At 58.0% G+C, this 24,820-nt stretch carries 20 protein-coding genes and 2 pseudogenes; 14 read left to right on the top strand and 8 right to left on the bottom strand.

Translation table 11 applies throughout. The annotated features are described in order from the left end of the window. Positions 1–15 precede the first annotated feature (15 nt). From nqrF to N5J71_RS12830, 5 genes and pseudogenes are all read left to right on the top strand, one after another. Positions 16–1,239 carry an NADH:ubiquinone reductase (Na(+)-transporting) subunit F gene (gene nqrF, locus N5J71_RS12850; RefSeq protein WP_279916976.1) on the top strand — a complete coding sequence of 408 codons (1,224 nt, stop codon included), beginning with the start codon at positions 16–18 and terminating at the stop codon, positions 1,237–1,239. A 105-nt stretch (positions 1,240–1,344) separates the two neighbouring features. Then, complete coding sequence (locus N5J71_RS12845; RefSeq protein WP_108233023.1) at positions 1,345–2,268, top strand: FAD:protein FMN transferase; 924 nt, start codon at positions 1,345–1,347, stop codon at positions 2,266–2,268. Beyond that, positions 2,265–2,495, top strand: coding sequence for a (Na+)-NQR maturation NqrM (nqrM, locus tag N5J71_RS12840; protein WP_012018140.1), 231 nt, complete (start codon positions 2,265–2,267; stop codon positions 2,493–2,495). Before N5J71_RS12845 ends, nqrM begins: the two co-directional genes overlap by 4 nt. Positions 2,496–2,591: 96 nt before the next feature. Then, complete coding sequence (sthA, locus tag N5J71_RS12835) at positions 2,592–3,986, top strand: Si-specific NAD(P)(+) transhydrogenase (protein ID WP_003462032.1); 1,395 nt, start codon at positions 2,592–2,594, stop codon at positions 3,984–3,986. 420 nt (positions 3,987–4,406) lie between these two features. Next, positions 4,407–4,730, top strand: a pseudogene (locus N5J71_RS12830) (IS110 family transposase); the annotation flags it as partial. A 40-nt stretch (positions 4,731–4,770) separates the two neighbouring features. On the opposite strand, the pseudogene N5J71_RS12825 reads toward N5J71_RS12830, so the two are convergent. From N5J71_RS12825 to N5J71_RS12800, 6 genes and pseudogenes are all read right to left on the bottom strand, one after another. Next, a pseudogene (locus tag N5J71_RS12825) lies at positions 4,771–4,986 on the bottom strand (transposase domain-containing protein); the annotation flags it as partial. A gap of 836 nt (positions 4,987–5,822) precedes the next feature. Then, the gene (gene fdxA, locus N5J71_RS12820; RefSeq protein ID WP_125874295.1) at positions 5,823–6,146 is read right to left on the bottom strand and encodes a ferredoxin FdxA; all 324 of its coding nucleotides are present in this window, start codon (positions 6,144–6,146) and stop codon (positions 5,823–5,825) included. A 137-nt stretch (positions 6,147–6,283) separates the two neighbouring features. Beyond that, positions 6,284–8,863, bottom strand: a complete 2,580-nt coding sequence (gene mutS, locus N5J71_RS12815; protein ID WP_424960568.1) for a DNA mismatch repair protein MutS — start codon at positions 8,861–8,863, stop codon at positions 6,284–6,286. Between the two features lie 50 nt (positions 8,864–8,913). Further along, positions 8,914–10,155, bottom strand: coding sequence for a site-specific integrase (locus N5J71_RS12810; RefSeq protein WP_031689877.1), 1,242 nt, complete (start codon positions 10,153–10,155; stop codon positions 8,914–8,916). Then, positions 10,122–10,277, bottom strand: a complete 156-nt coding sequence (locus N5J71_RS12805) for an excisionase family protein (protein WP_241867111.1) — start codon at positions 10,275–10,277, stop codon at positions 10,122–10,124. The genes N5J71_RS12810 and N5J71_RS12805 overlap by 34 nt, the downstream gene beginning before the upstream one ends. A gap of 645 nt (positions 10,278–10,922) precedes the next feature. Beyond that, a complete protein-coding gene (locus N5J71_RS12800) occupies positions 10,923–11,768 on the bottom strand; it encodes a hypothetical protein (RefSeq protein WP_279916975.1) in 846 nt (281 codons plus the stop codon). Between the two features lie 1,738 nt (positions 11,769–13,506). Here N5J71_RS12800 and N5J71_RS12795 point away from each other — a divergent pair. The 5 genes from N5J71_RS12795 (at position 13,507) to N5J71_RS12775 (ending at position 21,568) form a co-directional block, all read left to right on the top strand. After that, complete coding sequence (locus N5J71_RS12795) at positions 13,507–14,067, top strand: recombinase family protein (RefSeq protein WP_031690591.1); 561 nt, start codon at positions 13,507–13,509, stop codon at positions 14,065–14,067. 214 nt (positions 14,068–14,281) lie between these two features. Next, on the top strand, positions 14,282–14,635 hold the full coding sequence (locus tag N5J71_RS12790; protein WP_126587093.1) for a hypothetical protein: 354 nt from the start codon (positions 14,282–14,284) through the stop codon (positions 14,633–14,635). Between the two features lie 313 nt (positions 14,636–14,948). Further along, positions 14,949–16,925, top strand: a complete 1,977-nt coding sequence (locus N5J71_RS12785) for a type I restriction-modification system subunit M (protein ID WP_279916974.1) — start codon at positions 14,949–14,951, stop codon at positions 16,923–16,925. Continuing rightward, positions 16,922–18,379 carry a restriction endonuclease subunit S domain-containing protein gene (locus N5J71_RS12780; protein WP_116801474.1) on the top strand — a complete coding sequence of 486 codons (1,458 nt, stop codon included), beginning with the start codon at positions 16,922–16,924 and terminating at the stop codon, positions 18,377–18,379. Before N5J71_RS12785 ends, N5J71_RS12780 begins: the two co-directional genes overlap by 4 nt. Further along, on the top strand, positions 18,380–21,568 hold the full coding sequence (locus tag N5J71_RS12775; protein WP_279916973.1) for a type I restriction endonuclease subunit R: 3,189 nt from the start codon (positions 18,380–18,382) through the stop codon (positions 21,566–21,568). It abuts the gene before it with no gap. Between the two features lie 30 nt (positions 21,569–21,598). Here N5J71_RS12775 and N5J71_RS12770 read toward each other — a convergent pair whose 3' ends face one another. Further along, entirely contained in the window at positions 21,599–21,820 is a 222-nt protein-coding gene (locus N5J71_RS12770) for a helix-turn-helix domain-containing protein (protein WP_279916972.1), read from the bottom strand. Positions 21,821–21,924: 104 nt separating this feature from the next. Between N5J71_RS12770 and N5J71_RS12765 the strand changes: the two genes are divergently transcribed. From N5J71_RS12765 to N5J71_RS22410, 4 genes are read left to right on the top strand one after another with little or no spacing between them, the layout of a single operon-like run. After that, positions 21,925–22,512: a VspR family transcription factor gene (locus N5J71_RS12765; RefSeq protein WP_279916971.1), complete on the top strand. Its 588-nt coding sequence runs from the start codon at positions 21,925–21,927 to the stop codon at positions 22,510–22,512. Beyond that, complete coding sequence (locus tag N5J71_RS12760) at positions 22,509–23,903, top strand: DEAD/DEAH box helicase (protein WP_279916970.1); 1,395 nt, start codon at positions 22,509–22,511, stop codon at positions 23,901–23,903. The genes N5J71_RS12765 and N5J71_RS12760 overlap by 4 nt, the downstream gene beginning before the upstream one ends. Continuing rightward, positions 23,894–24,148, top strand: coding sequence for an MbcA/ParS/Xre antitoxin family protein (locus tag N5J71_RS12755; RefSeq protein ID WP_237046275.1), 255 nt, complete (start codon positions 23,894–23,896; stop codon positions 24,146–24,148). Before N5J71_RS12760 ends, N5J71_RS12755 begins: the two co-directional genes overlap by 10 nt. A gap of 47 nt (positions 24,149–24,195) precedes the next feature. Next, complete coding sequence (locus N5J71_RS22410) at positions 24,196–24,423, top strand: BPSL0761 family protein (protein ID WP_015278127.1); 228 nt, start codon at positions 24,196–24,198, stop codon at positions 24,421–24,423. A 66-nt stretch (positions 24,424–24,489) separates the two neighbouring features. Here N5J71_RS22410 and N5J71_RS12750 read toward each other — a convergent pair whose 3' ends face one another. Then, positions 24,490–24,741: a hypothetical protein gene (locus N5J71_RS12750; protein ID WP_376778371.1), complete on the bottom strand. Its 252-nt coding sequence runs from the start codon at positions 24,739–24,741 to the stop codon at positions 24,490–24,492. Between the last annotated feature and the right edge of the window lie 79 nt (positions 24,742–24,820).

Genomic DNA, 24,820 nt, shown 5'->3' with positions numbered 1-24,820 from the left:
GGAAAGGATGAACAGATGAATTACGAAATCTTCCTCGCCATCGGCATGTTCACCGCCATCGTGCTTGCGCTGGTGCTGATCATCCTCGCGGCGCGCGCCAAGCTGGTCTCCAGCGGTGACGTGAGCATCGAGATCAACGGCGAAAAAACCATCGTGGTCCCGGCCGGCGGCAAGCTGCTGCAAACCCTGGCCGACAACAACATCTTCCTGTCCTCGGCTTGCGGCGGCGGTGGTACCTGCGCCCAGTGTAAGTGCATAGTCGAAAGCGGCGGCGGCGAGATGCTGTCCACCGAGGAGTCGCACTTCACCAAGCGTGAGGCCCGTGAGGGCTGGCGCCTGTCCTGTCAGACGCCAGTCAAGCAGGACATGAAGATCAAAGTCCCGGAAGAAGTGTTTGGCGTCAAGAAGTGGGAGTGCACGGTGGAGTCCAACCCCAACGTCGCTACCTTCATCAAGGAGCTGACGCTGAAGCTGCCGGAAGGCGAGAACGTCGACTTCCGCGCCGGTGGTTACGTGCAGCTGGAATGCCCGCCGCACACCGTGTACTACAAGGACTTCGACATCCAGGAGGAGTATCGCGGCGACTGGGACAAGTTCAACCTGTGGAAGTACGTGTCCAAGGTCGACGAGACCGTGATCCGTGCCTATTCCATGGCCAACTATCCGGAAGAGCGCGGTCTGGTGAAGTTCAACATCCGTATCGCCTCGCCGCCCCCCGGCAAGGACGATGTGCCGCCGGGCAAGATGTCGTCCTACGTGTTCAGCCTCAAACCGGGCGACAAGATCACCGTGTACGGGCCCTTCGGTGAGTTCTTCGCCAAGGACACCGACGCCGAGATGGTCTTCATCGGTGGTGGTGCCGGCATGGCGCCGATGCGTTCGCACATCTTCGACCAGCTCAAGCGCCTGAAGTCCAAGCGCAAGATCAGCTTCTGGTACGGCGCGCGTTCCTTGCGCGAGTCGTTCTACAACGAAGAGTACGATCAGCTGGCCGCGGAAAATCCGAACTTCGAATGGCACCTGGCGCTGTCCGATCCGCAGCCGGAAGACAACTGGACCGGCCTCACCGGCTTCATCCACAACGTGCTGTACGAGAACTATCTGAAGGACCACCCGGCTCCGGAAGACTGCGAGTTCTACATGTGCGGCCCACCCATGATGAACGCCGCAGTGATCAAGATGCTGACCGACCTGGGCGTCGAGCCGGAGAACATCCTCCTCGACGACTTCGGCGGCTGACGCATGAGGTCTGCTGTACTCCAGCCCGTTATCGCTGTCGCCCTGGCGGCAGCCCTAACGGGCTGCTTGCATTCTGAACGGATCGAAGAGTTCGGTGGCCCGACCATGGGCAGCACCTATTCGATCAAATACGTCCGCAGCGAAGGCGTCGCGCCGCAAGCCGAACTCAAGGCCGCGACTGAGGCGATCCTCGCCGAAATCGATCTGCAGATGTCCACCTATCGCGATGATTCGCTGATCGAGCAGTTCAACCGTGCGCCAGCCGGTACCTGCCAGGCCATGCCCAGGGGCGTGCTGGAGCTGGTGCGTGCCGGCGATCGCCTGCACCAGGAGAGCCAGGGCTACTTCGACCTGACGCTGGAGCCCTTGCTCGACCTCTGGGGCTTCGGCCCCAAAGGGCAGGGCGAGGCGGTGCCGGATGCCGAGCGCCTGGCCGAGGCGCGCCAGCGGGTCGGTCAGCAGCACCTGAGGATCGAAGGCGAGCAGTTGTGCAAGGATGCCGATGTTCAGGTCGACTTCAACAGCATCGCGGCCGGTTATGCCGTCGATCTGATCGTGGCGCGCCTGGGCGAGTTGGGGGTCACCAGTTATCTGGTCGAGGCCACCGGTGAGCTCAAGGCGGCTGGCTTCAAGCCTGACGGCAGCCACTGGCGTATCGGCCTGGAAGCGCCGCGTGATGATCAGCGTATGGCTCAGCGCATCCTGCAGCTCGATGGTTACGGTATTTCCACCTCGGGTGACTATCGCAACTACTTCGAAGAGAACGGCCAACGCTACTCGCACACGCTCGATCCGCTGACGGGTAAGCCGGTCAACCACAAGTTGGCAGCCGTGACAGTGGCGGATCCATCGACCTTGCGCGCCGATGGCTTGTCTACCCTATTGATGGTGCTTGGTCCGGATGCCGGTATGGCCTTCGCCGAGCGCAACGCTATCGCGGCGTTTTTCGTGACGCGTGTGGGCGAGGGTTTCGTCACACAGGGCACGACCGCATTCGAGCAGCTATTCGCTGCAGGAGATGAGCAATGACGTTTCTGGTTGTATTTCTGGTTATGGTTCTGGTCGTCGGCATGATGGCTATCGGTGTGATCATGGGGCGCAAACCCATTGCCGGTTCCTGTGGTGGCATCGCCAACCTGGGTATCGAGAAGGAGTGCTCGATCTGTGGCGGTAGCCGTGAGAAGTGTGAAGAGGTCAATCGCGACAAGAGCGAAGCGCCCAACACCGACCTGGCTTACGACGCGAGCAAGCGCTAAGCCGGCTGGTAGCTTTGATAGCCGGCAGCTGTAATCCACTGCCGGCCCTGCCGAGGGTGCGCCACAAGCGCTCCGGCCTGATCTGAAGGAGTAAACATGGCGGTCTACAACTACGATGTGGTGGTGCTGGGCTCCGGCCCGGCGGGCGAGGGCGCGGCGATGAACGCGGCCAAGGCCGGGCGCAAGGTGGCCGTGGTGGACAACCGTCCGCTGGTCGGCGGCAACTGCACCCACCTGGGCACCATTCCGTCCAAGGCGCTGCGCCATTCGGTGCGGCAGATCATGCAGTTCAACACCAACCCGATGTTCCGCCAGATCGGCGAGCCACGCTGGTTCTCGTTCCCCGACGTGCTGAAAAGCGCCGAGAAGGTGATCGCCAAGCAAGTCACTTCGCGCACCGGCTACTACGCGCGCAACCGCATCGACACCTATTTCGGTACCGCCAGCTTCGCCGACGAGCAGACGATCGAAGTGGTCTGCCTCAATGGCGTAGTGGAAAAGCTGGTGGCCAAGCAGATCGTCATCGCCACCGGCTCGCGTCCCTATCGCCCGGCCGATGTCGATTTTCGTCACCCGCGTATCTACGATAGCGACACCATTCTCAGCCTGGGTCACACACCGCGTCGTCTGATCATCTACGGAGCGGGAGTGATCGGTTGCGAGTACGCCTCGATCTTCAGTGGCCTGGGTGTGCTGGTCGACCTGATCGACAACCGCGATCAACTGCTCAGCTTCCTCGACTCGGAAATCTCCGACGCGCTTTCCTACCACCTGCGCAACAACAACGTGCTGATTCGTCACAACGAAGAGTACGAGCGCATCGAGGGCGTGGAAAACGGCGTGGTTCTGCATCTGAAGTCGGGCAAGAAGATCAAGGCCGACGCCCTGCTGTGGTGTAACGGCCGGACCGGCAATACCGATCAGCTGGGCCTGGAAAACATCGGCATCGCGGTCAACAGCCGTGGTCAGATCCAGGTCGACGAGCATTACCGCACCGAGGTCAGCAACATCTACGCCGCCGGTGACGTGATCGGCTGGCCGAGTCTGGCCAGCGCCGCTGCCGACCAGGGGCGTTCGGCTGCCGGCAGCATCGTCGACAACGGCAGCTGGCGCTTCGTCGATGACGTGCCGACCGGTATTTACACCATTCCGGAGATCAGCTCGATCGGCAAGACCGAGCGTGAGCTGACTCAGGCCAAGGTGCCTTACGAGGTCGGCAAGGCCTTCTTCAAGGGTATGGCCCGTGCGCAGATCTCGGTGGAACCGGTGGGTATGCTGAAGATTCTCTTCCATCGTGAAACCCTGGAAGTGCTGGGTGTGCATTGCTTCGGCTATCAGGCCTCGGAGATCGTCCACATTGGCCAGGCGATCATGAACCAGAAGGGTGAAGCCAACAGCATCAAGTACTTCATCAACACCACCTTCAACTACCCGACCATGGCCGAGGCCTATCGGGTTGCCGCGTTCGACGGCCTCAACCGGCTTTTTTGAGCGGCTCCGGCCGGCGGCCTGAGCCGGTCGGGGAGACAGGCTGGATAGTGGTTTCCGAGTGGCGCTGGCCGAATCGGGAGAGCTTCTAGCGTCTCAGGCGGCAGCAACGAAAAAACCGGCGCTTGGGCCTAGCCGTTGGGGAAATCTGTTGAAAGATTCCCCGATGGCCTGCGGTTACGGGCCCTATAAGCAAAAATCCCCAGCCGAGATATTTTCTGCTGGGGACTTCTACTTTTTGGCTTTCAGATCATGACGTTAGCGATCTGCATCAACAGATTAAGCCAACGCCTTGCGCTTGGGCCGGTTTTTTCGTTCTCGGGCGTTGTGTTCGTAGCCCAATGAGATGGACTCCTCCCTCCTACGGCGTCATTGCGCCAGACTGAAGGTTGTAAAACAAGCAATCCCGGAGGGGGAGCCCGCATGAAACTTAAACGCATAGGCGTGGATTTGGCAAAGCAGGTTTTTCAAGTTCATGGTGTCGACAGCCATGAGCAGGTCAAATGCCGCAAGCAACTCAAACGGCATCAGATGCTGGATTTTTTCCGCCAACTGGAGCCGTGTGTGGTGGCGATGGAGGCCTGTGGCAGCGCGCATTACTGGGCCCGTGAATTAGGCAAGCTGGGGCATGAGGTGCGTTTAATTGCTCCGCAGTTCGTCAAGCCTTACGTGAAAGGCGGCAAGAACGACGCGAACGATGCGCAGGCAATTTGTGAAGCGGCCAGCAGGCCCACCATGCGTTATGTCGTAACCGCTCCATAAACCCCGTCCTGGTGGACGGTTTTTTTCAGGAAGCAGAGGCAGAAGCTGGCGAGCAGTTCCACGGCAGCAGCGCTTCGTAATCCTCGACGCTACTGGCGGTCGGCAGGCGTTCAAGGATGTGGCGCAACCAGGCGTAAGGCTCTTGCCCGTTGGCTTTGGCAGTTTCGATCAGGCTGTAGATCTGCGCGCTGGCCGTGCCACCCTTGGGCGTGTCGCTGAACAGCCAGTTCTTGCGGCCGATGCCGATGCTGTTAAGCGAAGCAGAAGGCAACACGGAGCATGGCGTTTTACGCCAGTCATGCACTGATCCCGCGCGGTCGGAGACCCTGTGCACGTCGGGAAGTCCTTCGCACAGAAACTGGGAGATCTCAGCGGCGCCCGGTGCGCAACCACCGGGCGGAGCAGGAAAGGCCAAAAGCTGTAACCCTGCTGTCTACGCCGCCGAGAAGTCGGATACCCGATCGACCCAATGTAAGTCATCGCTTACAGGTGTTGTCAGTGTTTGTGTTGAAAACACTGCTCTTTTTGCTGAATTTGTTTTTAAGTTAATGTTTTATAGGGTTTTTATAGGGGCAATGAACATTCGAGATAAATTTTGGCCGGGTTGTGCCGCTGCCCGTAACAGCTAATATCACACCCGTGTTTAGGGACAAGCACAGGTCATCAGGATGATGATCAGGAACATCGCAAGAAGCGATTCATCAGGATGATGGGTTGGGAAATTAAGGGATTAGGGAATTAAAGTGGGCGGCGCAAGCCGCCCTTTTTTTGCGCGTGCTGTTTGTGACACCAGCCTGGCGGGCAGTTGGCCCGGAGCCTGAAAGTAAAAGACCCGCACTTGGCGTAATGCTGTTCACTTAAGAAACGGTCGAGCTCGATCAGTCCCCTCGCCCCTTCGGGGAGAGGGTTAGGGCGGCCGCGTTCGGAGAGGGGGAAACTGGCAGTTTTGCGGTGTTTTCTGCCCTCTCCGCCAGACCCTAGGCGTGCCCCCAATAAATGGGAGAGGGGAGCCAAACGTGTGCAACCTTAAGTGAACAGCATTACGCACTTGGCGGGTCTTTGTGTTTCAGGGCGAACTTAGCGCTCCAGGTGTTGCAGCTTGTCCTTCACACCATCCCACTCTTCGGCGTCCGGCAGGGCATCTTTCCTTTCGGTGATGTTTGGCCAGACTTCTGCCAGTTCGGCGTTCAGCTCGATGAACTCCTGCATGCCCTCGGGCACTTCGTCTTCGGAGAAGATTGCCTGGGCCGGGCATTCTGGCTCGCACAGGGCGCAGTCGATGCACTCGTCCGGATGGATGACCAGAAAGTTCGGGCCTTCGTAGAAGCAATCCACCGGGCAGACTTCCACACAGTCGGTGTATTTGCACTTGATGCAGTTGTCGGTGACGACGAAGGTCATGTCTGATTCTCTCCTCGGGGGCGGCCTGCGCCTTTTCTGCGAAGGGCTGCAGGCGCTCTGTCTGTGGCCGCGGCTCAGGCTGTAAGCCGGGCAGTCGTAAAATTGCGCGCGATTCTAACAGTTTGTTCTATCGAGCGTTAGATCTGCGTCTTCCATGTATATAACAGTTCCAAGGCCTTGCGTGGGGTCAGATCATCCGGATTGATCTTACCCAATTGCTCCAACAGCGGGTGTGGCACGCTGGCGAACAGGTCGCTCTGCATCGGCACCTGCGGCTGGCCGGGCGCCTGGCGTGGCAGATCGTGCGGCAGGCTGGTAGCTTCCAGGCGCGCCAGGTGCTCGCGGGCACGGCTGATCACCGTGCCGGGTACGCCGGCCAGTTGCGCCACCGCCAGGCCGTAGCTCTGGCTCGCCGGCCCAGGCTGGACATGGTGGAGGAAGACGATACGCTCGTTGTGCTCGGTGGCCGAGAGGTGCACGTTGGCCACCACCGGCTCGCTTTCCGGCAGCACGGTCAGCTCGAAATAGTGGGTGGCGAACAGGGTGAAGGCGCGCAGGCGCGCCAGATGCTCGGCCGCCGACCAGGCCAGTGACAGGCCGTCGAAAGTGCTGGTGCCACGTCCGACCTCGTCCATCAGTACCAGGCTGCGCTCGCTGGCGTTGTGCAGAATGTTGGCGGTTTCGCTCATCTCTACCATGAAGGTGGAGCGGCCGCCGGCCAGGTCATCGCTGGAGCCGATACGGGTGAAGATGCGGTCGACCAGCGACAGTTCGCAGGCCGCCGCCGGCACGAAGCTGCCGATATGGGCCAGCAGCACGATCAGTGCGGTCTGGCGCATGTAGGTGGATTTACCACCCATGTTCGGCCCAGTAATGATCAGCATGCGGCGGTTGTCGTCGAGATCCAGGTCGTTGGCCACGAAGGGTGTGGTCAGCACCTGTTCGACCACCGGGTGACGGCCCTGGTCGATGCGCATGCACGGCTCGTCGACGAAACGCGGGCGGTTCAGGTCGAGATTCAGCGCGCGCTCTGCAAGATTGCTCAGCACGTCCAGTTCGGCGAGGGCTGCGGCACTGTCCTGCAGCGGCGCCAGATGGCCGATCAGGCGCTCGAGCAACTCGTCGTAGAGCATCTTTTCGCGGGCCAGGGCGCGGCTCTTGGCCGACAGCGCCTTGTCCTCGAACTCTTTCAGCTCGGGGGTGATGAAGCGCTCGGCACCTTTGAGTGTCTGTCGGCGGATGTAGTCAGCCGGCGCCGACTCGGCCTGCTTGGTCGGCAGTTCGATGAAGTAGCCGTGCACGCGGTTGTAGCCGACCTTGAGGTTGGCCAGGCCGGTGCGCTCCTTCTCCCGCGCTTCCAGATCCATGAGGAACTGTCCGGCGTTCTCGCTCATGGCCTGCAGTTCGTCCAGCTCGGCGTCATAGCCGCTCTTCAGCACGCCGCCGTCGCGGATCACCGCCGGCGGGTTGTCGATGATGGCGCGGGCCAGTAGGTCGGCCAGTTCCGGGTAGGTGGAGATGCTGCTGGCCAGCTGTTGCAGGTGCGGGGTATCCAGCGAGGTCATCGCCAACTGCAGCTCGGGCAGTGCCGCCAGGGCGTCGCGCAGGCGGGCAAGGTCGCGCGGACGGGCGTTGCGCAGGCCGATACGGGCGAGAATACGCTCCAGGTCGCCGATTTCCTTGAGCTGCGGCTGCAGCGTTTCGAAGCGATAGCCATCGAGCAGGCGGGCGATGGCGTCCTGACGCGCCTCCAGCACCGCGCGATCACGCAAGGGACGGTTCAGCCAACGGCCCAGCAGGCGGCTGGCCATGGCGGTCTGGCAGCGATCCATCACCGATTGCAGGGTGTTGTCGCGGCCGCCGGCGAGGTTGATGTCCAGCTCCAGGTTGCGGCGGCTGGCACCATCGAGGATCACCGCGTCGTCCAGGCGCTCGTGACGCAGGCTGCGCAGGTGAGGCAGGGCGGTACGCTGGGTTTCCTTGGCATAGCTGAGCAGGCAGCCGGCGGCACCGATGGCCAGGGTCAGGTTCTCGCAGCCGAAGCCTTTCAGATCCTGTGTGCTGAATTGCTGGCACAGGCTCTTGAAGGCGCTGTCGCGGTCGAAATCCCAGGGGGCGCGGCGGCGCGAACCTTTGCGCTTCTCGGCGGGCAGGCCCAGCGGCCAGTCGTCCGGGATCAGCAGTTCGGCGGGGCTAAGTCGCTCCAGTTCGGCCAGCAGGTTTTCCCAGCCCTTGATCTCCTGCACGCTGAAGCGGCCGCTGGTGATGTCAAGCACGGCCAGGCCGAACAGGCGCTCATCACCGAGGACAGCAGCCAGCAGGTTGTCGCGGTGCTCATCGAGCAGGGCTTCGTCGCTGATGGTGCCGGGGGTGATGATGCGTACCACCTGACGCTCCACCGGACCCTTGCTGGTGGCCGGGTCGCCGATCTGTTCGCAGATCACCACCGATTCGCCGAGCTTGACCAGCTTGGCCAGGTAGCCTTCGAGCGAATGGAAAGGAATGCCGCACATGGGAATCGATTGGCCAGCCGACTGGCCGCGTGCGGTCAGGGTGATGTCGAGCAGCTTGGCTGCCTTCTTCGCGTCTTCGTAGAAAATCTCGTAGAAGTCGCCCATGCGATAGAACATCAACTGATCCGGGTGCTGGTTCTTCAGCTTCCAGTACTGCTGCATCATCGGGGTGTGCTGTGACAAATCTGAAATTGCTTTATTCATCAGTGACTTAGAGTTAAGCGCTAATTTTTGTGGGGCAGGGTTGGGGCAAATCAGTTGGTGCTTTGCATGCCTGACCAGATGTGTCGCAGCTCGTTTGGGGACTCGTCGTCCATCCACTTGGCGTACACCTGAACAAGCATGGTGAAGTCCTTGTGCCCCATCTGCTTGGCGATGAACGCGAGGTTACCACGGGCGACCAGACACCAGCAGGCGTAGGTGTGTCGGGTCTGGTACGGCCGGCGCGGGCGGATCTTGGCGCGGCGCTGGAGGTTCGCCCACTTGCTGTTCCATGACGACGGGATGAACCACGGGTTGACGTGCTTCTTGCGTGCTTGCACGACGGGGGAGATAAGCGGGGTCACCGTCTCCTGCAGCGATTCGTGCCGGTTGAGCTGCACGGTGATCGTCTGCGGCTCGATGCCGTGGTCGATGGCCAGCAGTACGCGGCAGGCTTCCAGTGCCGGCGGGAACAGCAGCACGGTGCGGCGCTTGCCTGTCTTGGGCAGCTTGAACGCGCCTTTGCTGGTGATCGCGCGGTTGACGTGGATCTGCCCCTTCGTCAGGTCGATGTCCTCCCTGGCCAGCGCGCCGAGTTCACCTGGGCGCAGCCCGGTGTAGACGGCCAGGGTAACGGCGGCGCGATCCATCGGGTGCAGGCAGCCCTTGTTCAGCAGCTCGGCCAGCTCGGCTTTCGTGAGCGGGTCGGGGTCGCGGTCGGTCATCTCGAAGCGGGTACAGGCGCTCGCCAGGCCAGGCCGGCAATAGCCGTTCGACTCACTCCAGCCCAGAAAGCCGGCGAGAACGGCCAGGTAGTGATTCACCGTCGACGTGGTTCGGGTTGCGATCAGCGTAACGCGCAGGTTCTGGATGTCCTCGGGCAGCAACACGCTGGCCAGGCGATCCTTGCCCAGCAGCTCGATGCAGATGTCGAGCGCCAGGCTATAGCGGCGCTCGGTTTCCTCGGTGATGTCGACGGCCTTGAGCGGCTTGTATCGGGCCAGCAGCACGTGCAGGCGCTCGTCGCGGCTGCTGCTGTAGTTACCGGCCTGGCGGGACTCGGGGAAGTGCTGGGCGTAGTCGAAGGTGCCGGTCTTGATGGCATGAAGCACTGCCGCCCGGAGCTGGGCGGCGTGCTTGATGTTGGCTTTGGTAACCGGTAGGCCGAGGGTTTCGCGACAGCGGCGGCGCTTCCACATGAATACGATGCGGATGCTGTTGCCGTGGATCTCAACGCCCTTGTGCTTGGCTAGCTCGGCCTCTATGCCGCTTCCTGCGGAGACTGCTCGACCCACTTGTCCACCTCCTCAATGTTGATGAAGATGCGGCCATCTCGTGCCTTGCGCCAGATTCGTCCCTGTGACCAGGTGCCGTTTTTCACCTTGTGCTCGATGGCCGTTCGGCTGTATCCGAGCATTTCAGCGGCTCTGGGAATCAAAACCCAACGAGGTGTGCTCACAGGTGATCCTCCCATTTAGGGCTCTGCATTTTTGCCGCCAGGAGTTTTGTACGCGTTTGCGCCCCTACGTGAGTTGTGTTGGTACAGCTTGATATCGGCATGAGGTGTCCTCCTGTTCTTAGCCGACACCTATTAAATGGCACTGCAAATTTTTTTGGGGGCGCTATCTGACCAGTTTTTGGCAGGTTTTAGACGCGCCCAGCTTTAGGTTTTGTACGAAAAGTACTGCTTCGGGAGTCGCAGGTTGCAAGCCAAAGCGCCCATAGCAAGTGCCTATTTCGGGGCTCTGTTATCGAGCCGCTCATTCATAAGGCTCTCATGTGTTTTTGGATACCCAAGCGGCCAAGTCATTGTCGCTATGGATCACAGACGGCAACAGAACTTGCTGATTTGCCCAGAAACTGACCTAGCGCTTGAGGCAATCGCATCGGTGTTGCCGTAATGGATGACAAACGGCAGTCTGAGCCTGATATCCCCGCTCCTGAGCTTGTGCTGAGTTAGCGTCTGAAAAATATTGACGCAGATGAAAGTGAGGAATGGAGGAGCGCCTACTAAAGTAAAATTAGAAAAGTCGCCAAGTAGGCTGCTCATTTTTGCTATTAATTATTTTCCTATAAAGTAACTTGCCTCGCCCGCCTTAAAAACAGCAGGCGGTAACCTGTTGGTTTTAGAGTATGATTTAGCTGTGTCATAAATTATAAGCCATTCTGGTAGAGCTTCAGAAAACTCAGCGAGTTTAGTGCGCCACCCTTCAAGGTTCATAAATCCTTCAGTGTTCAGCGTGATTTCATGTGAAAGCTTATGGTCGATAATGAAGATTGGACCGTATGATTTTGGAGTGTCGATAAACCATGGGCTTTCTTTTGCTTGATCGGAGAACAAGACAAGGTTGCTTTTTTTGGGGAATTTCTTATCGAAGGCAAGGCCAGAAGCGGCAGGGTACTTGGTCATGCTTATATCTTGAGGTAATTTCTTAACAAAAACCTTCTCTCTGGCTTTGTTATATTCCTCCTCAACAATTCTGGCAGCATCTTCAGGTGAAGAGGCCAGGTCAGACGGAACCCATGCAGCGATTTGAGTGACCTGAACAGGTTGCACAGGTCCACTAAGAAGCATTAGCCCAAAGCCAATGCCAAGAGCGGCGCCGCCACTCATTCCGGTAGGTGGCGAAGCTGCACTAAGTCCAAAACTTGCAGTGTCAAGTGCGCCATATCTGGAACCGCCTTCGGCAGATTGGCCCGGCGAGTTAGCAAATAGCTCACCCGGAACATCTCTCATTCCATAGATACCCATAGCATCTAGGTAGCGCAAGGCATCCGACCATTTCTCTAGTGGCGTTGTCGCTGGGTCATTAAGATCAGATACATTGATCTTTGGTGACCCTCCACCGCTGGCGCAGCCTGAAATTGCCGCCATTAACAGTGCTGCAACTGAAAGCTTCCTAAGCATGGTTGTTCCTCGTTAAATTACAAGCGTGATTTATTAGTGTGCTAGTTTTGTTTTAGCTTTAGTTGTTAGGGTTTGAACAACCAAATACGCTATACCGTTGTTAATTATTTGATCATGCCAGCCTTAAAATCCAACTCCAAAAAATGCCCGCCATCTTTCTATTTTCCCTGGATGGGGTCATGGCTGAGAGATTTTTTTCGATGCTGTTTCCGGTGTACGCAAGCCCAGTAACGGCGAGGCCTGCAGAGTAATTTCCGGTGTTATTTTCCGGTCCTGCGAGGCATTTTCCGGTGTACCGGAAACACGAGGCCCGTTTACCGGAAAAAAACCTAATCTGGGAACTGTTTCCGGTGTGCGAAAAGCCAGTAACGGCGGGGCCTGCGGGTTATTTTCCGGTGTTATTTTCCGGTCTTGCAGAGGCATTTTCCGGTGTACCGGAAACACGAGGCCCGTTTACCGGAAAAAAAACCTAATCTGGAAACTGTTTCCGGTGTGCGCAAAGCCAGTAACGGCGGGGCTTGCGGGTTATTTTTCGGTGTTATTTTCCGGTCTTGCAGAGGCATTTTCCGGTGAACCGGAAACACGAGGCCCGTTTACCGGAAAAAAACCTAATCTGGAAACTGTTTCCGGTGTGCGCAAACCCAGTAACGGCGGGCCTTTCAGGGTTTTTTCCGGTCTTTTCCAGTCACAGCCGCGACTGAACCTGCTGCTACGCAGTGTCGAAAAAAGTGTGACCTTGATGCTAATAGATATAGAGAAAGGCAATTTTTTTGAGAAAACTCCGTGTCGCGCAGCGTAGTGATGGTTTGTGAGTCAACACTAAAGGCAGTCGGTGTGACGGGCAGTTTGGCGCAGTCATTTGGTGCTGGGTTATCGGTAGTACTGTCAATTTGAAATGGGTCGGATGTTCTCGATTATTTAACTATTAATTCATAAGTGCTACGCAGATAAAAATTTGTTGCATGGCTGGCATAGCTAAAATTCAGAAGCCTGCTCTTGCTGTGGGGCGCTATTGAGTGCTCTAACAGCTGCAAACGCATTGCTTGAAGCAGGTGTGCTCGGCGCTCATCGCACAGTAGTCTCGGCAAGCATTTCCTCATATAGGCTATTGGGAATCTCGTAAAGAGTTGTGTGTCGCGTATTTTTGCTGCGTTCCCTAGGCAAGATGCATGACATCAAGTCACTTCTACCTTGAATTCGTGCGTGGTTCTTGTGATGTAGATAAAAATTTTTGGGCTGCTGATGCAATCGCTGATTTTGATCTCAATGAATGACACAGTGGTAGGTGTTTAAACTCGATTATGAATATTTTCTCTCAATTTATTTGTGAATTTTTTTATATTAGTAAAATGGCTTTGGTCGCTATTGATCATCAGTGTCGTATTTTTTGTCTAGATAGTCAGCCACAAGAAAGCCGCATACTCCGACAGCAATCACAAATATGGTTATCCCTATTACGGCATGAATCAGCGTCATGAGGTCTTCCAATGTCATAGGTGTAAAGTGGGCGAGATCCTAGATAAGTATAACTGCTACCTACCAATAGGGCGGCGGGGAATTGTATCTCCGAAATGTGGGCAAGGCTGCCGATCAGATACATGTCTTTTTGGCCTATACCCTAACCAGACATACTTAATCTCAGTTTTTGCATGTACGGATAGGGTCGTTTTTGCAATAACTTGGCATCTGCCTGGCTGCTTTTAAGATCTCAGCTATACACATTTTCCTGAGAGGCAGCATGCACGGACAACGAATTGGTTACATACGGGTCAGTACGCTCGACCAGAACCCGGATCGACAACTGGAAAGCGTTCAGGTGGGCAAGGTGTTCATCGACAAAGCTTCTGGTAAAGACACTCAGCGCCCCCAACTCGATGCTTTGCTTGGCTATGTCCGCGAGGGTGACACCTTGGTGGTGCACAGTATGGATCGCCTGGCTCGAAATCTGGATGACTTACGCCGTATGGTGCAGCAGCTCACTGGGAGGGGAGTGCGGATCGAGTTCGTGAAGGAGTCGCTGACCTTCACCGGGGAGGATTCGCCGATGGCCAACCTGCTGCTGTCGGTCATGGGCGCTTTCGCAGAGTTCGAGCGAGCATTGATTCGAGAACGCCAACGAGAGGGAATTTCTCTGGCGAAACAGCGCGGAGTGTATCGGGGGAGAAAAAAAGCGCTGAGCGACAGTCGAATCGAAGAACTGCGGCGCCGTGTGGAAGCCCGTGAGCCGAAAGCCGCGTTGGCTCGCGAGTTCGGTATCAGCCGAGCCACCCTCTATGAGTACCTGAGAACTCCCACGTAGTGAGTACAGCCTGTCCCCTGGTAGGGAAAAGCTTTCCCATCCAGGGGAGGGGCTTCAGTTCTCTTCGCTCCAAATGCCATCCAGCAGTCAGTTTTTGCACTGGACTGGCGTGATGTACTTCAGGCCCGAATTCTGGGTGTCGTGGGGCTAGGCCTTGGGATTGTTCCGCTTGTTGGTAGTTTCTTTTTACAAGAAACAAAGCAGGAGCTTTGCCATGACTCAAGTGTTGTGCAGACGCTGTAACCGACGCATGGTGCCGCGTGTAATTTTCAGCCGCAGCATTTCCGCTGGTTACGGCTGGCGTATCGGCGGTGGAAAGCCAATATCCAACTGCTGCCCTTTTTGTCTCTCGGAGCAATGGGATTCAGACACGCCTGCAAGCCAACTACGAGGCGGTGTCTTGATGAAGGTAGCCAGCATTCCGCTGACGATTATTCTGTTTATGCTGTTGGTAGGCGTGTTTGCGAAGGTAAGCAATCACTTCGGTGGTTCGCTTCTGCTCGAATGGACTGGCGTAATCGTAGCGCTCGTGGCTACGTATAAATTCGGGCGCTGGTTCGTCAACTGACCTCTTCCAAGGGAAGAGCCTAAGACCGTTCGGATAAAATGCTGGCTTTTGGCAGCTCGCTCCGCAGTAGGCGGAAGCGGCCGGCTGAGGCTTTAAGTTGTACATCCTGCTCATCGACCAGCTTCAGGCGATAACTTCGTCCCAGAACAAGCCTTTGCCATCGACATATCCCTTGGTAGGGATAGCCCGCTGCAGGCGCACCTTTTCGTCCAGGTGCTTGTGCGTATGAAGGCATACAGCCACATGGGGTGTGAACGAATATCACCTGGCGAGGTACACTCCGGTTTTTGTTTGCACACTCTGGAGCAGTAGCGTGAACACGGAAAACCATTCCCAGACGGCCGCCTTTCTCTGGTCGATTGCCGACCTGTTGCGCGGTGACTTCAAGCAGTCGCAGTACGGTCGCATCATCCTGCCGTTCACCCTGCTGCGGCGCATGGAATGTGTGCTGGAGCCGACCAAGGAAGCGGTGATCCGTGAGTCCTACGCGCAGGAAGGCCGGCCTGATCTGGTGCGCGAGCGCCTGCTGCTGCGCGCGGCCGGGCAGCAGTTCTTCAATGCCTCCAAGCTGACTCTGGGTACGCTGTCCGACACCCAGACCGCCGCCGACCTGATGAGCTATGTGCAGTCCTTCAGCAAGGATGCCCGCGAGATCTTCGAGCACTTTCACTTTGAAGACTTCGTGCAGCAGCTCTCTGCCGCCAACCTGCTGTATCAGGTGGTGCAGCGCTTCGCCGCCACCGACCTGAGCCCCGAGCGCATCAGCAACTTCGGCATGGGCATCATCTTCGAAGAGCTGATCCGCAAGTTCGCGGAAAGCTCCAACGAAACCGCTGGGGAGCACTTCACCCCGCGAGATATCGTACACCTGACCACCTCGCTGGTAATCACCGGGCAGGACGACAAGCTCAAGCCCAACAGCATCGTCACCATCTACGATCCGACTGCCGGGACCGGCGGATTCCTTTCCGAGGGCGACGAGTACATCCAGTCCATCAGCCAGCAGGTCACCGTGTCGCTGCATGGCCAGGAGCTCAACCCCGAGTCCTACGCCATCTGCAAGGCGGACATGCTGATCAAGGGCCAGGACGTATCCAACATCAAGCTGGGCAACACCCTGTCCGACGACCAACTGGCCGACAACCGCTTCGACTTCATGCTCAGCAACCCGCCGTTCGGCGTGGAGTGGAAGAAGGTACAAAAGCAGATCACCGACGAGCACAGCGAAAAAGGCTTCAACGGCCGCTTCGGCCCCGGCCTGCCGCGTGTGTCCGATGGCTCGCTGCTGTTCCTGTTGCACCTGGTCAGCAAGATGCGTGACCCGCGTGAAGGCGGTTCGCGCATCGGCATCATCCTCAACGGCTCGCCGCTGTTTACCGGCGGCGCCGGTTCGGGCGAGTCGGAGATTCGCCGCTACCTGCTGCAGAACGATCTGGTCGAAGCCATCATCGCCCTGCCCACCGACATGTTCTACAACACCGGCATCGCCACCTATGTGTGGGTGCTGAGCAACCACAAGGCCGCCGTTCGCCAGGGCAAGGTGCAGTTGATCGACGGCAGCCAGCACTTCGCCAAGATGCGTAAATCCCTCGGCAGCAAACGCCAGTACCTCACCGAGGAGCAGATCGACGCGCTGGTGCGCCTGTATGGCCGCTTCGAGGAAACTGCGCAGAGCAAGATCTTCCCCGTCGAAGCCTTTGGCTACCGGCGCATCACTGTCGAGCGTCCGCTGCGCCTGAACTTCCAGACCAGCGCCGAGCGCATCAAGAAAGTGCTGGAAGAAAAAGCCATCGAGAAGATGGATGCCCCGGCCCGTCAGCGCCTGATCGAAGCCCTGCAGGCGATGGACGCAAGCCAGCTGCACCGCAACCGCGAGCAGTTCAGCAAGCTGCTGAAGAAGGCGCTCAACGCCCGCGACGTATCGCCCAGCACGCCGGAGCTGAAGGCCATTCTCAGCGGCTTAAGCGAGCGCGACCCGGAAGCGGATATCTGCATGGTCAGAGGCCAGCCGGAAGCCGATGCCGGCCTGCGCGACAACGAGAACGTGCCGCTGGGCGAGTCGGTGTACGACTACTTCGAGCGCGAAGTGAAACCCCATGTGCCGGATGCCTGGATCGACGAGAGCAAGACGGATGCGCAGGACGGCGAAGTCGGTGTGGTCGGTTTCGAGATTCCCTTCAATCGCCACTTCTACGTGTTCCAGCCACCGCGCCCGCTGGAAGAGATCGACCGCGACCTTAAAGCCTGCACCGACCGCATCAAGCAGATGATAGAGGGGCTGTCGGCATGACAAATTTGTCGGGAGCAAATTTGAACAACGGCGCAGCCGTTGGCCCGCAGGGCGAGAGCAGGGAAAGCCCGAGTAGTTTTCCGGCATATCCGGCTTATAAGGATTCCGGTGTGGAATGGCTGGGAGAGATTCCCGGGCACTGGGCTGTGTTCATTGCTAAGCGAATGTTCGGCAATGTTAGAGAGTCGGCCAGCGCAGATGCTGAGCAGCTAGCTGCTACCCAAGCATACGGTGTTATTCCTCAAAAAGATTTCATGGAAAGGAATGACACAAAAGTTGTTTTGGCGCTTTCTGGTACTGAGAATTTCCGAGCCGTAAAGTCTAACGACTTTGTTATTAGCCTCAGATCCTTTCAAGGGGGTATTGAGCATTCAGCATATGATGGATGTGTTAGTCCAGCATATACCGTTCTCCGGCGAAAAGATGAGAGAAATCTAAATCCTGGCTATCTCAGATATCTATTCAAAGACGCCTCTTACATCTCCGCTTTGCAGTCTGTAACAACTGGGATTAGAGAGGGGAGGACAATTACATATGAGCAGTTCGGCTCTTTATCGATGCCAGTTGCGCCAGTTGCCGAACAAACCCAAATCGCCCGCTTCCTCGACCACGAAACCGCCCGCATCGACGCACTGATCGAAGAGCAGCAGCGCCTGATCGAGCTGCTCAAGGAAAAGCGCCAGGCCGTAATCTCCCGCGCCGTAACCAAAGGCCTCGACCCGACGGTGCCGATGAAAGACTCCGGCGTAGAGTGGCTGGGCGAGGTGCCGGCGCATTGGGATGTTTGTTCTGTCCGACGGGTAATTAGTGCCATCGAGCAAGGCTGGAGCCCCGAATGCGAGGCAAACCCTGCTGATGAGGATGCCTGGGGAGTACTAAAAGCTGGTTGTGTCAATCGAGGGGTATTCGACCCTTCCGAGAACAAGACATTGCCTGCTTGGCTGGAGCCGGTAGCTGAATACGAAGTTCGTGCTGGCGATATATTGATGTCCCGGGCAAGCGGTTCACCTGAATTAGTAGGTTCCACTGCGCTGCTTGGAGAGGTTCGCGAGAAGCTGATGCTTTCTGACAAGATCTTTCGCCTCCACTTGGAGGCAAAGATCAGCAGTTCCTTTTTTGTTTGGGTGATGAATGCTCAGTTTATGCGGGCCCAGATAGAACAAGCGCTGAGTGGCGGAAATGGATTGGCCAATAATTTGCCACAGTCATCCTTGCTCGCCTTTTGGCTAGCTGTGCCCCCGAGCCACGAGCAAGTTGCCATCGCCGAGTACATCAACAAGCTGGTAGGAGAAATTGATGCGTTGATCTCCGAAGGTGGCTCTGCAGTCGAGCTTCTCCAAGAGCGTCGCTCCGCCCTGATCTCCGCCGCCGTTACCGGCAAAATCGATGTTCGCGGTTGGCAGCCGCCGGCCATCAACCAAGCCCCAAAATTAGAAGTAACAGAGGCCAACTAAATGGCGGACAGCAAGGAAGCCCAATTCCAGCAGGACATCATCACCGCGATGGTCGCCCAGGGTTGGCTCACCGGCCCGGCCAGCGGCTACGACCGTTCCACGGCCCTGTATACCGAGGACTTTCTTGGTTACTTGAAGGAGGCTTGGCCCGAGCGCTGGGACAAGTTCGCCAAGGCCAACCCCAACAACCCGGAAGGCGTGCTGGTGCAGAAGCTGGTGCGCGAGCTGGAGCAGGACGGCACCCTGGATGTGCTGCGCCATGGCTTCAAGCTGCCGGGGGTGAAGATCGAGGTGTGCAGCTTCAAGCCCGACCACGGCATGAACCCGGACACCCTCAAACGCTACCAGTGCAACCGCCTGCGCGTGGTGCCGGAGGTGTCTTATTCCCCTCACTTCCGCGAGGGGGAATACAACCCCCGTCTGGATCTGGTGCTGTTCGTCAACGGCATTCCTGTCGCCACGCTGGAGCTGAAAAGCGAGTTCAAGCAGAGCGTGGAAAACGCCAAACGCCAGTACCGCTACGACCGCCCGGTGAAAGACCCGCTCACGCGCAAGCCCGAGCCGCTCTTGAGCTTCAAGCGCGGCGCGCTGGTGCACTTTGCCGTGAGCCAGGATGAAGTGGCGATGACCACCCAGCTGGCCGGCAAGGACACCTTCTTTTTGCCGTTCAACCTCGGCAGCCTCGACGGCGGTGCCGGCAACCCGCCTGCGCCGGATGACAGCCAGTACGCCACCGGCTACCTGTGGCAGCGCCTGTTCCAACCGGATGCCTGGCTGAAGGTGCTGGGCCGCTTCCTGCATCTGCAGAAGAGCGTGAAGGAAGATGCAGACGGCAAGCGCGTCACCAAGGAAACCCTGATCTTCCCGCGCTACCACCAGTGGGAAGTGGTCAACACGCTGATCGAGACCACCCGCGCCGAAGGGCCGGGCAAGCGTTACCTGATCCAGCACAGCGCAGGCTCGGGCAAGTCCAACTCGATTGCCTGGACGGCGCATCAACTGGCCTCGCTCTACGATGCCGAGGGCCAGCGCCTGTTCAACTCGGTGATCGTGATTACCGACCGCACCGTGCTGGACAAGCAGCTGCAGGACACCATCTACCAGTTCGAGCACGCCCAGGGCGTGGTCAAGTGCATCACCCGCGATATCGGCAGCCAGAGCAAATCCGAGCAACTGGCCGAGGCGCTGGCCGAGCAGACGCGCATCATCATCGTCACCATCCAGACCTTTCCGGCGCTGTTCGATGCGCTGGACAAGTACCCGAGGCTTGCCAGCGGGCGCTATGCGGTGATCGCCGACGAGGCGCATTCCTCGCAGGCCGGCTCATCGGCCAGCAAGTTGAAGCAGATTCTCGGTAGCGATGCACCGGAGGCCGAAGAGATCAGCGCCGAAGAGCTGCTGGACGCCGCGGTGGCTGCCCGCGCGCCCAACGAGCGCATCAGCTACTACGCCTTTACCGCCACGCCCAAGGCCAAGACCCTGGAGCTGTTCGGTCGCCCGGCCAACCCGGCGCTGCCGGCCAGCGCCGACAACAAGCCCGAGGCGTTTCACCTGTACTCCATGCGCCAGGCCATCGAGGAAGGCTTCATTCTCGATGTGCTGCAGAACTACACCACCTACAGCACCGCCTGGAAAATCGCCCACCCGGACGGCGACGACGAGGAAGTGGACTCGAAAAAGGCGCGCATGAAGCTGGCGCGCTGGGTGCGCCTGCATCCGTACAACATCAGCCAGAAGGTGGAGGTGATCGTCGAGCACTTCCGCGCCAATATCCGCCACCTGCTGGGCGGCCAGGCCAAGGCCATGGTGGTCACCAGCAGCCGGCAGGAGGCAGTGCGCTACCAGTTGGCAGTGCAGGCCTATGTGAAGCAGATGGGCTACACCGACGTGCACCCGCTGGTGGCCTTCTCCGGCAGTGTGCTGCCGGATGGAGTGATCCCCGAAGAGGTGACGGAAAGCAGTAGCCTGCTCAACCCCGGACTGAACGGGCGTGATCTGGCGGAAGCCTTCGACACCCAGGACTTCAACGTGATGATCGCCGCCAACAAGTACCAGACCGGCTTCGATCAGCCCAAGCTGTGCGCCATGTACGTGGACAAGAAGCTGCAGGGCGTGGACTGCGTGCAAACCCTGTCGCGCCTGAACCGCACCTTTGGCGACAGCAAGCCGACCTTCATTCTCGACTTCTTCAACGATCCTCAGGACATTCTCGACGCCTTTCTGCCGTACTACACCAAGGCCGAGCTGACTGACGTGACGGACCCGCAGCTCATCTATGACCTGCAGAAGAAGCTGGATGCCGAGGGCATTTACCACTGGGAGGAAGTGGCGGCGTTTGCGCTGGCCTTCTTCGACCCCAAGGCCGCTGCCAGCAAGCTCAGCTACTACTGCGCGCCCGCCAAGGAGCGCTTTGCCAAGCGCTACAAGCTGGCCCAAGAGTCACGCCAGCAGGCGCTGGACTTCAAGCGTACCGCCGAGAAGAACGGCGACAGCGCCGGCCTGAAAAAAGCCGAAGCAGCAGTGAAGGAAGCTGGCGAGCAGGTGGATCAGCTCGACCCGTTCAAGAAGAACCTGCAGAGCTTTGTGCGCCTGTACGAGTTCCTCTCCCAGATCATTCCCTATGAGGATCGCGAGCTGGAGCAGCTATGCGTGTACGCCAAGCACCTGCACCCGCTGCTGCGTGTGGATCGCCTCGATCAGGAAGACGTGGACGTGGGCGAGCTGCAACTGACCCACTACCGCCTGACCAAACGCGCCGAGCATCAGCTGCGCTTGAGTGAGGAGCAAGGCGAATACGGCCTCGATCCGGCCACGGGGTTGGGCAGCGGCAAGCCCCATGACCCGGAGAAGAAGCGGCTATCGGAAATCATCGAGGCGCTGAACGATATCTTTGGCGCCGAGGTGAGCGACGAAGACCAGCTGCAGTTTCTCACCGGCATCGCCAATCGCATCAGCCGCCAGGAGGATGTGATGGCCCAGGTGAACAACCACTCGGTCGAACAGGTCATGCACGGCCTGTTCCCCAAGCGCGTGCTGGACACGGTGCTCGACGCCATGACCGACCACGAAAAGATGTCGCTGGAAGTGCTGGATAACGAGACCAAGAGCCAGGCGTTTGCGTTGGTGATTCTGAAGATGCTGACGGCGACTGGTGGCTTGGGACAAAGTCACGGCGGCGCTGCTGTCTGAATTTCTTGCACGGTGGACTACTTGCGCTGACTAAATTTCAGACGGCCGTGGAAGAAGGCTTGAAGGATCGCAGGCGAGCTCGCCTGCGATGCGATAGAGCTTCTCGACGGTAATGTTGACCTCGCCACGCTCTATTCGGCCCATGTAGCTGCGGTCGATATTGCAGGCCAGCGCGAGTGCATCCTGGGAAATCCGGCAGATCTTCCTCTGCATTCGGATGCGTTCCCCTAACGCTTTCGCCAACGTATCCATGACCGTCTCAATTCCACTTGAGGCGGCACTATCGTGCGTTTGCGGACAAGCAGGCCACGGACTATAATCCGCATTTCTTTCGCGCTAACCCTTCTGGTGCCTCAATGAAATCGGCCTCGTTCATTTTCGACAGGCGCCTGTATGAGCTGCTTCAGGAGCAAGGCCGTACAACGTTCACCACACGTGAATTGCGGGATGCCTACGCTGAGCGTCTCGGAGAGGGCTTTTCTCTCAATGATGTTCGCCGTTACGTTTATGAGCAGATCCGTCGCATGCTCCGGCTGGGCTGGCTTGTGCCTGATGAAGAGCGCCGGACACGAGGGCAGGTTTACCACCTGAAAACGTTACCGGCGCGTGCTCAGCTTGAACTGATCGACGATGGGTTCGAGCTCCGTCTTATGGCGATGCGTGAAGCCGATCAGGAGCGATCACTGGTAGAGCCGGATGTTGTGGCGGAAAGCCCGGTACCTGATGCAGAGCAGCATCTGGAAACGCTCCTCAAGGAGATTCGGCTGGATTTCCTTTCTGCGATGGGGGAAGCGGAGCGCTACAAGCAGCTCTTTGAAGATATGCCGCATCTGCGTGACAAGGTCGAAAGCGAATATCTGGATGCTCGGGACCGAAGCTCGCGACTGATTGGGCATCTCCGCGCTGTCGAGAATACGCTCAAAACGCTCGCCGCTCTTCGATGACCTCCTTGCTGCGAGATTGGCAACGCCGCTGTATCAATACGGCGCTGGAGCACTTCCTTTCCACGTCACATTTTTTCTGCCAAGCAACACCAGGCGCTGGCAAGACGCGCATGGCAGCAGAGCTGGCTCGCAACCTGCTGGATCAGGGCAGGATTGATCTTGTGCTCTGCTTTGCGCCGTCATGCCAGGTAGTGGAGGGCTTCCGCTCTACCTTCATGGCGGTGCTAGGCAGGCGTCTGGACGGTCAGCTCGGGGCAGTGGGCGCTGCGTACACCTATCAAGCCATGGATTACCGTGAAGAGGCGTTCTGGCAGCTCCTCGACGACTACCGGGTCTTCGTTGTCTTTGACGAGATCCATCACTGTGCGGGTCATGATCCGCTGCTGAGCAACGCCTGGGGGCAGCAGATCCTCCAACGGGTTCAGGATCGCGCCGCATGCACGCTGGCTCTGTCCGGCACACCATGGCGCTCGGATGACCGGGCCATTGCCTTGGCTCGATACTCGTCGCCGGAAGGCCAGCTGATTTGTGACTTTCGCTATGGATTAAAAGAGGCTATCGCTGATGGAGTTTGCCGCTCGCCCCGCATAGTCCTCCTCGACAATCAGCAGGTGAAGCTCACGGAGGAGTTGCAGGCTGAAAGTACCGTCAGACTTTTTCCCAGCATCGCTAAGCTCCTGGGAGAATCCCCCGTCACCTACGAAGAACTACTGCGTCACGACGAGGTGATCGATCAGTTGCTCATCTTGGGACGTGCCAAGCTGGACGTGCTTCGCCAGATCAAGCCAGATGCGGCTGGCTTGGTGGTATCTACCGATATCGAGCACGCACGACAGATAGCCCATGCCTTGGAGGCCATGGGGGAAAGCTGTCAGATCGTCACCAACCGAACGCCGGATGCCCAGCAGTTAATCAACACGTTTAGGCACAGCGACTGCCGTTGGATCGTCGCAGTGGGGATGATCAGTGAGGGAACGGACATTCCCCGTCTGCAGGTGTGCTGCTACCTCAGTCGTATTCGTACTGAGCTGCACTATCGGCAAGTGCTGGGTCGGGTACTCAGACGTAAGGATGAGTCAGATGATGAGGCTTGGTTATTCATGCTGGCTGAGCCGACGCTACGGCGTTACGCCGAGCGAATTGCGGATGATTTGCCCGACGATCTGGCGGTATTGAGTGTGCAGGTGCCAGACCCTGCCTCGGGCTCTGCGATAGGGTGGCCAGGCCTTGGCTTCAATGAAGGCGGGCGAGCAGGCGGAGAGCCCGATGGCGAGCAGGTTCATGATGCCAGCGTGGCAAATGTCGTATCACTGGATGGGCTGGCTGATGGGCCGACCTATCAGGTCAGCTTTTCTCAACACTATCGGCAGCAATTATTGGCGTGCTATTAGCGCTTCTGTGGGACAAAGCATGGCCCAGCCAGGGAAAGCCAAAATGGATCAGCACGAGAAGAGTCCGGGCGCTAGCTAAAGCAGTCAACCAGTCAGCCATCGAGATATTCGGGAATCAAAAGGAGACAGAGCGCTGGCTCAAAGCACCAAACAAGGCCCTTGGCGGAAACTCTCCCGCATCGCTTTGCAAGACAGAGGATGGAGCGATACAGGTTCGGCGCGTGCTACACGCGGTAAAGTGGTGAGGGAGCGTGTAAATGGTGTCGATTTTTTATCTTTTGTAGAGGCTGACATGACGTTGCCCCATGAGCGTACCCGCGCAGTAGCGCAAACCTACGAGTTTCTAGGAAAACTCGCTCGTAACAGCAATCTGCCCGAGGAAATTCGCCGCGACGCACTCCACTTGCTACGCCATTTCCCCAATCAATATGACGTAACCAAGGCAGGAGCGAATGAAGAGAGGCTGTCAGAGGTTCCGCACTTGTTCATTGACCCTGTCTTCAGCTCTTCATGCGTTTAGATAGAAAACCTGATGCTTTCGTATCAGGCGTGATCCAAAGGTTTGGGTCGCCGCGTCTGCAGAAAGTCAGGAACTCGTACCGCCGCCTTCCTTGAAAAAATCATCGCGAGCTATACGCCCGAAGTCGCCAAGATCCTGATCCTTATCGCTGAACATGGTATTCACCATGCGCTCTCGTCGGAGACCGGAAATCGTCCTAAAAAAGCAGGGCTCACAAAGATGAACCTCATAGCGCTCACCGTCATGGGTTGATCCATAACCCCAACTGGCGCGGAGAGTGCCGAACTGAATCGCCCCTGGTTTCGTAGACGCCCCCAAGCTTCTACATGGAGGCCTGCTGAACCGCTGCAAAACAGTTCGCTTCTGGCCGGTAGTCGTCGTCAGTGAGAGACAGCTA

The sequence above is a fragment of the Ectopseudomonas oleovorans genome (genome assembly GCF_029845265.1).
In the GTDB taxonomy this organism is placed as follows: domain Bacteria; phylum Pseudomonadota; class Gammaproteobacteria; order Pseudomonadales; family Pseudomonadaceae; genus Aquipseudomonas; species Aquipseudomonas oleovorans.
The sequence above is the reverse complement of the archived record's forward strand: the minus strand, read 5'-3'. Positions and strand labels throughout refer to the sequence as shown.

What these genes read in the sequence shown, in the direction of transcription:
- nqrF (WP_279916976.1), top strand. Translation starts at nt 16, where the DNA reads ATGAATTACGAAATCTTCCTCGCCATCGGCATGTTCACCGCCATCGTG.
- N5J71_RS12845 (WP_108233023.1), top strand. Translation starts at nt 1,345, where the DNA reads ATGGGCAGCACCTATTCGATCAAATACGTCCGCAGCGAAGGCGTCGCG.
- nqrM (WP_012018140.1), top strand. Translation starts at nt 2,265, where the DNA reads ATGACGTTTCTGGTTGTATTTCTGGTTATGGTTCTGGTCGTCGGCATG.
- sthA (WP_003462032.1), top strand. Translation starts at nt 2,592, where the DNA reads ATGGCGGTCTACAACTACGATGTGGTGGTGCTGGGCTCCGGCCCGGCG.
- fdxA (WP_125874295.1), bottom strand. Translation starts at nt 6,146, where the DNA reads ATGACCTTCGTCGTCACCGACAACTGCATCAAGTGCAAATACACCGAC.
- mutS (WP_424960568.1), bottom strand. Translation starts at nt 8,863, where the DNA reads ATGAATAAAGCAATTTCAGATTTGTCACAGCACACCCCGATGATGCAG.
- N5J71_RS12805 (WP_241867111.1), bottom strand. Translation starts at nt 10,277, where the DNA reads ATGCTCGGATACAGCCGAACGGCCATCGAGCACAAGGTGAAAAACGGC.
- N5J71_RS12800 (WP_279916975.1), bottom strand. Translation starts at nt 11,768, where the DNA reads ATGCTTAGGAAGCTTTCAGTTGCAGCACTGTTAATGGCGGCAATTTCA.
- N5J71_RS12795 (WP_031690591.1), top strand. Translation starts at nt 13,507, where the DNA reads ATGCACGGACAACGAATTGGTTACATACGGGTCAGTACGCTCGACCAG.
- N5J71_RS12790 (WP_126587093.1), top strand. Translation starts at nt 14,282, where the DNA reads ATGACTCAAGTGTTGTGCAGACGCTGTAACCGACGCATGGTGCCGCGT.
- N5J71_RS12780 (WP_116801474.1), top strand. Translation starts at nt 16,922, where the DNA reads ATGACAAATTTGTCGGGAGCAAATTTGAACAACGGCGCAGCCGTTGGC.
- N5J71_RS12775 (WP_279916973.1), top strand. Translation starts at nt 18,380, where the DNA reads ATGGCGGACAGCAAGGAAGCCCAATTCCAGCAGGACATCATCACCGCG.
- N5J71_RS12770 (WP_279916972.1), bottom strand. Translation starts at nt 21,820, where the DNA reads ATGGATACGTTGGCGAAAGCGTTAGGGGAACGCATCCGAATGCAGAGG.
- N5J71_RS12765 (WP_279916971.1), top strand. Translation starts at nt 21,925, where the DNA reads ATGAAATCGGCCTCGTTCATTTTCGACAGGCGCCTGTATGAGCTGCTT.
- N5J71_RS12760 (WP_279916970.1), top strand. Translation starts at nt 22,509, where the DNA reads ATGACCTCCTTGCTGCGAGATTGGCAACGCCGCTGTATCAATACGGCG.
- N5J71_RS22410 (WP_015278127.1), top strand. Translation starts at nt 24,196, where the DNA reads ATGACGTTGCCCCATGAGCGTACCCGCGCAGTAGCGCAAACCTACGAG.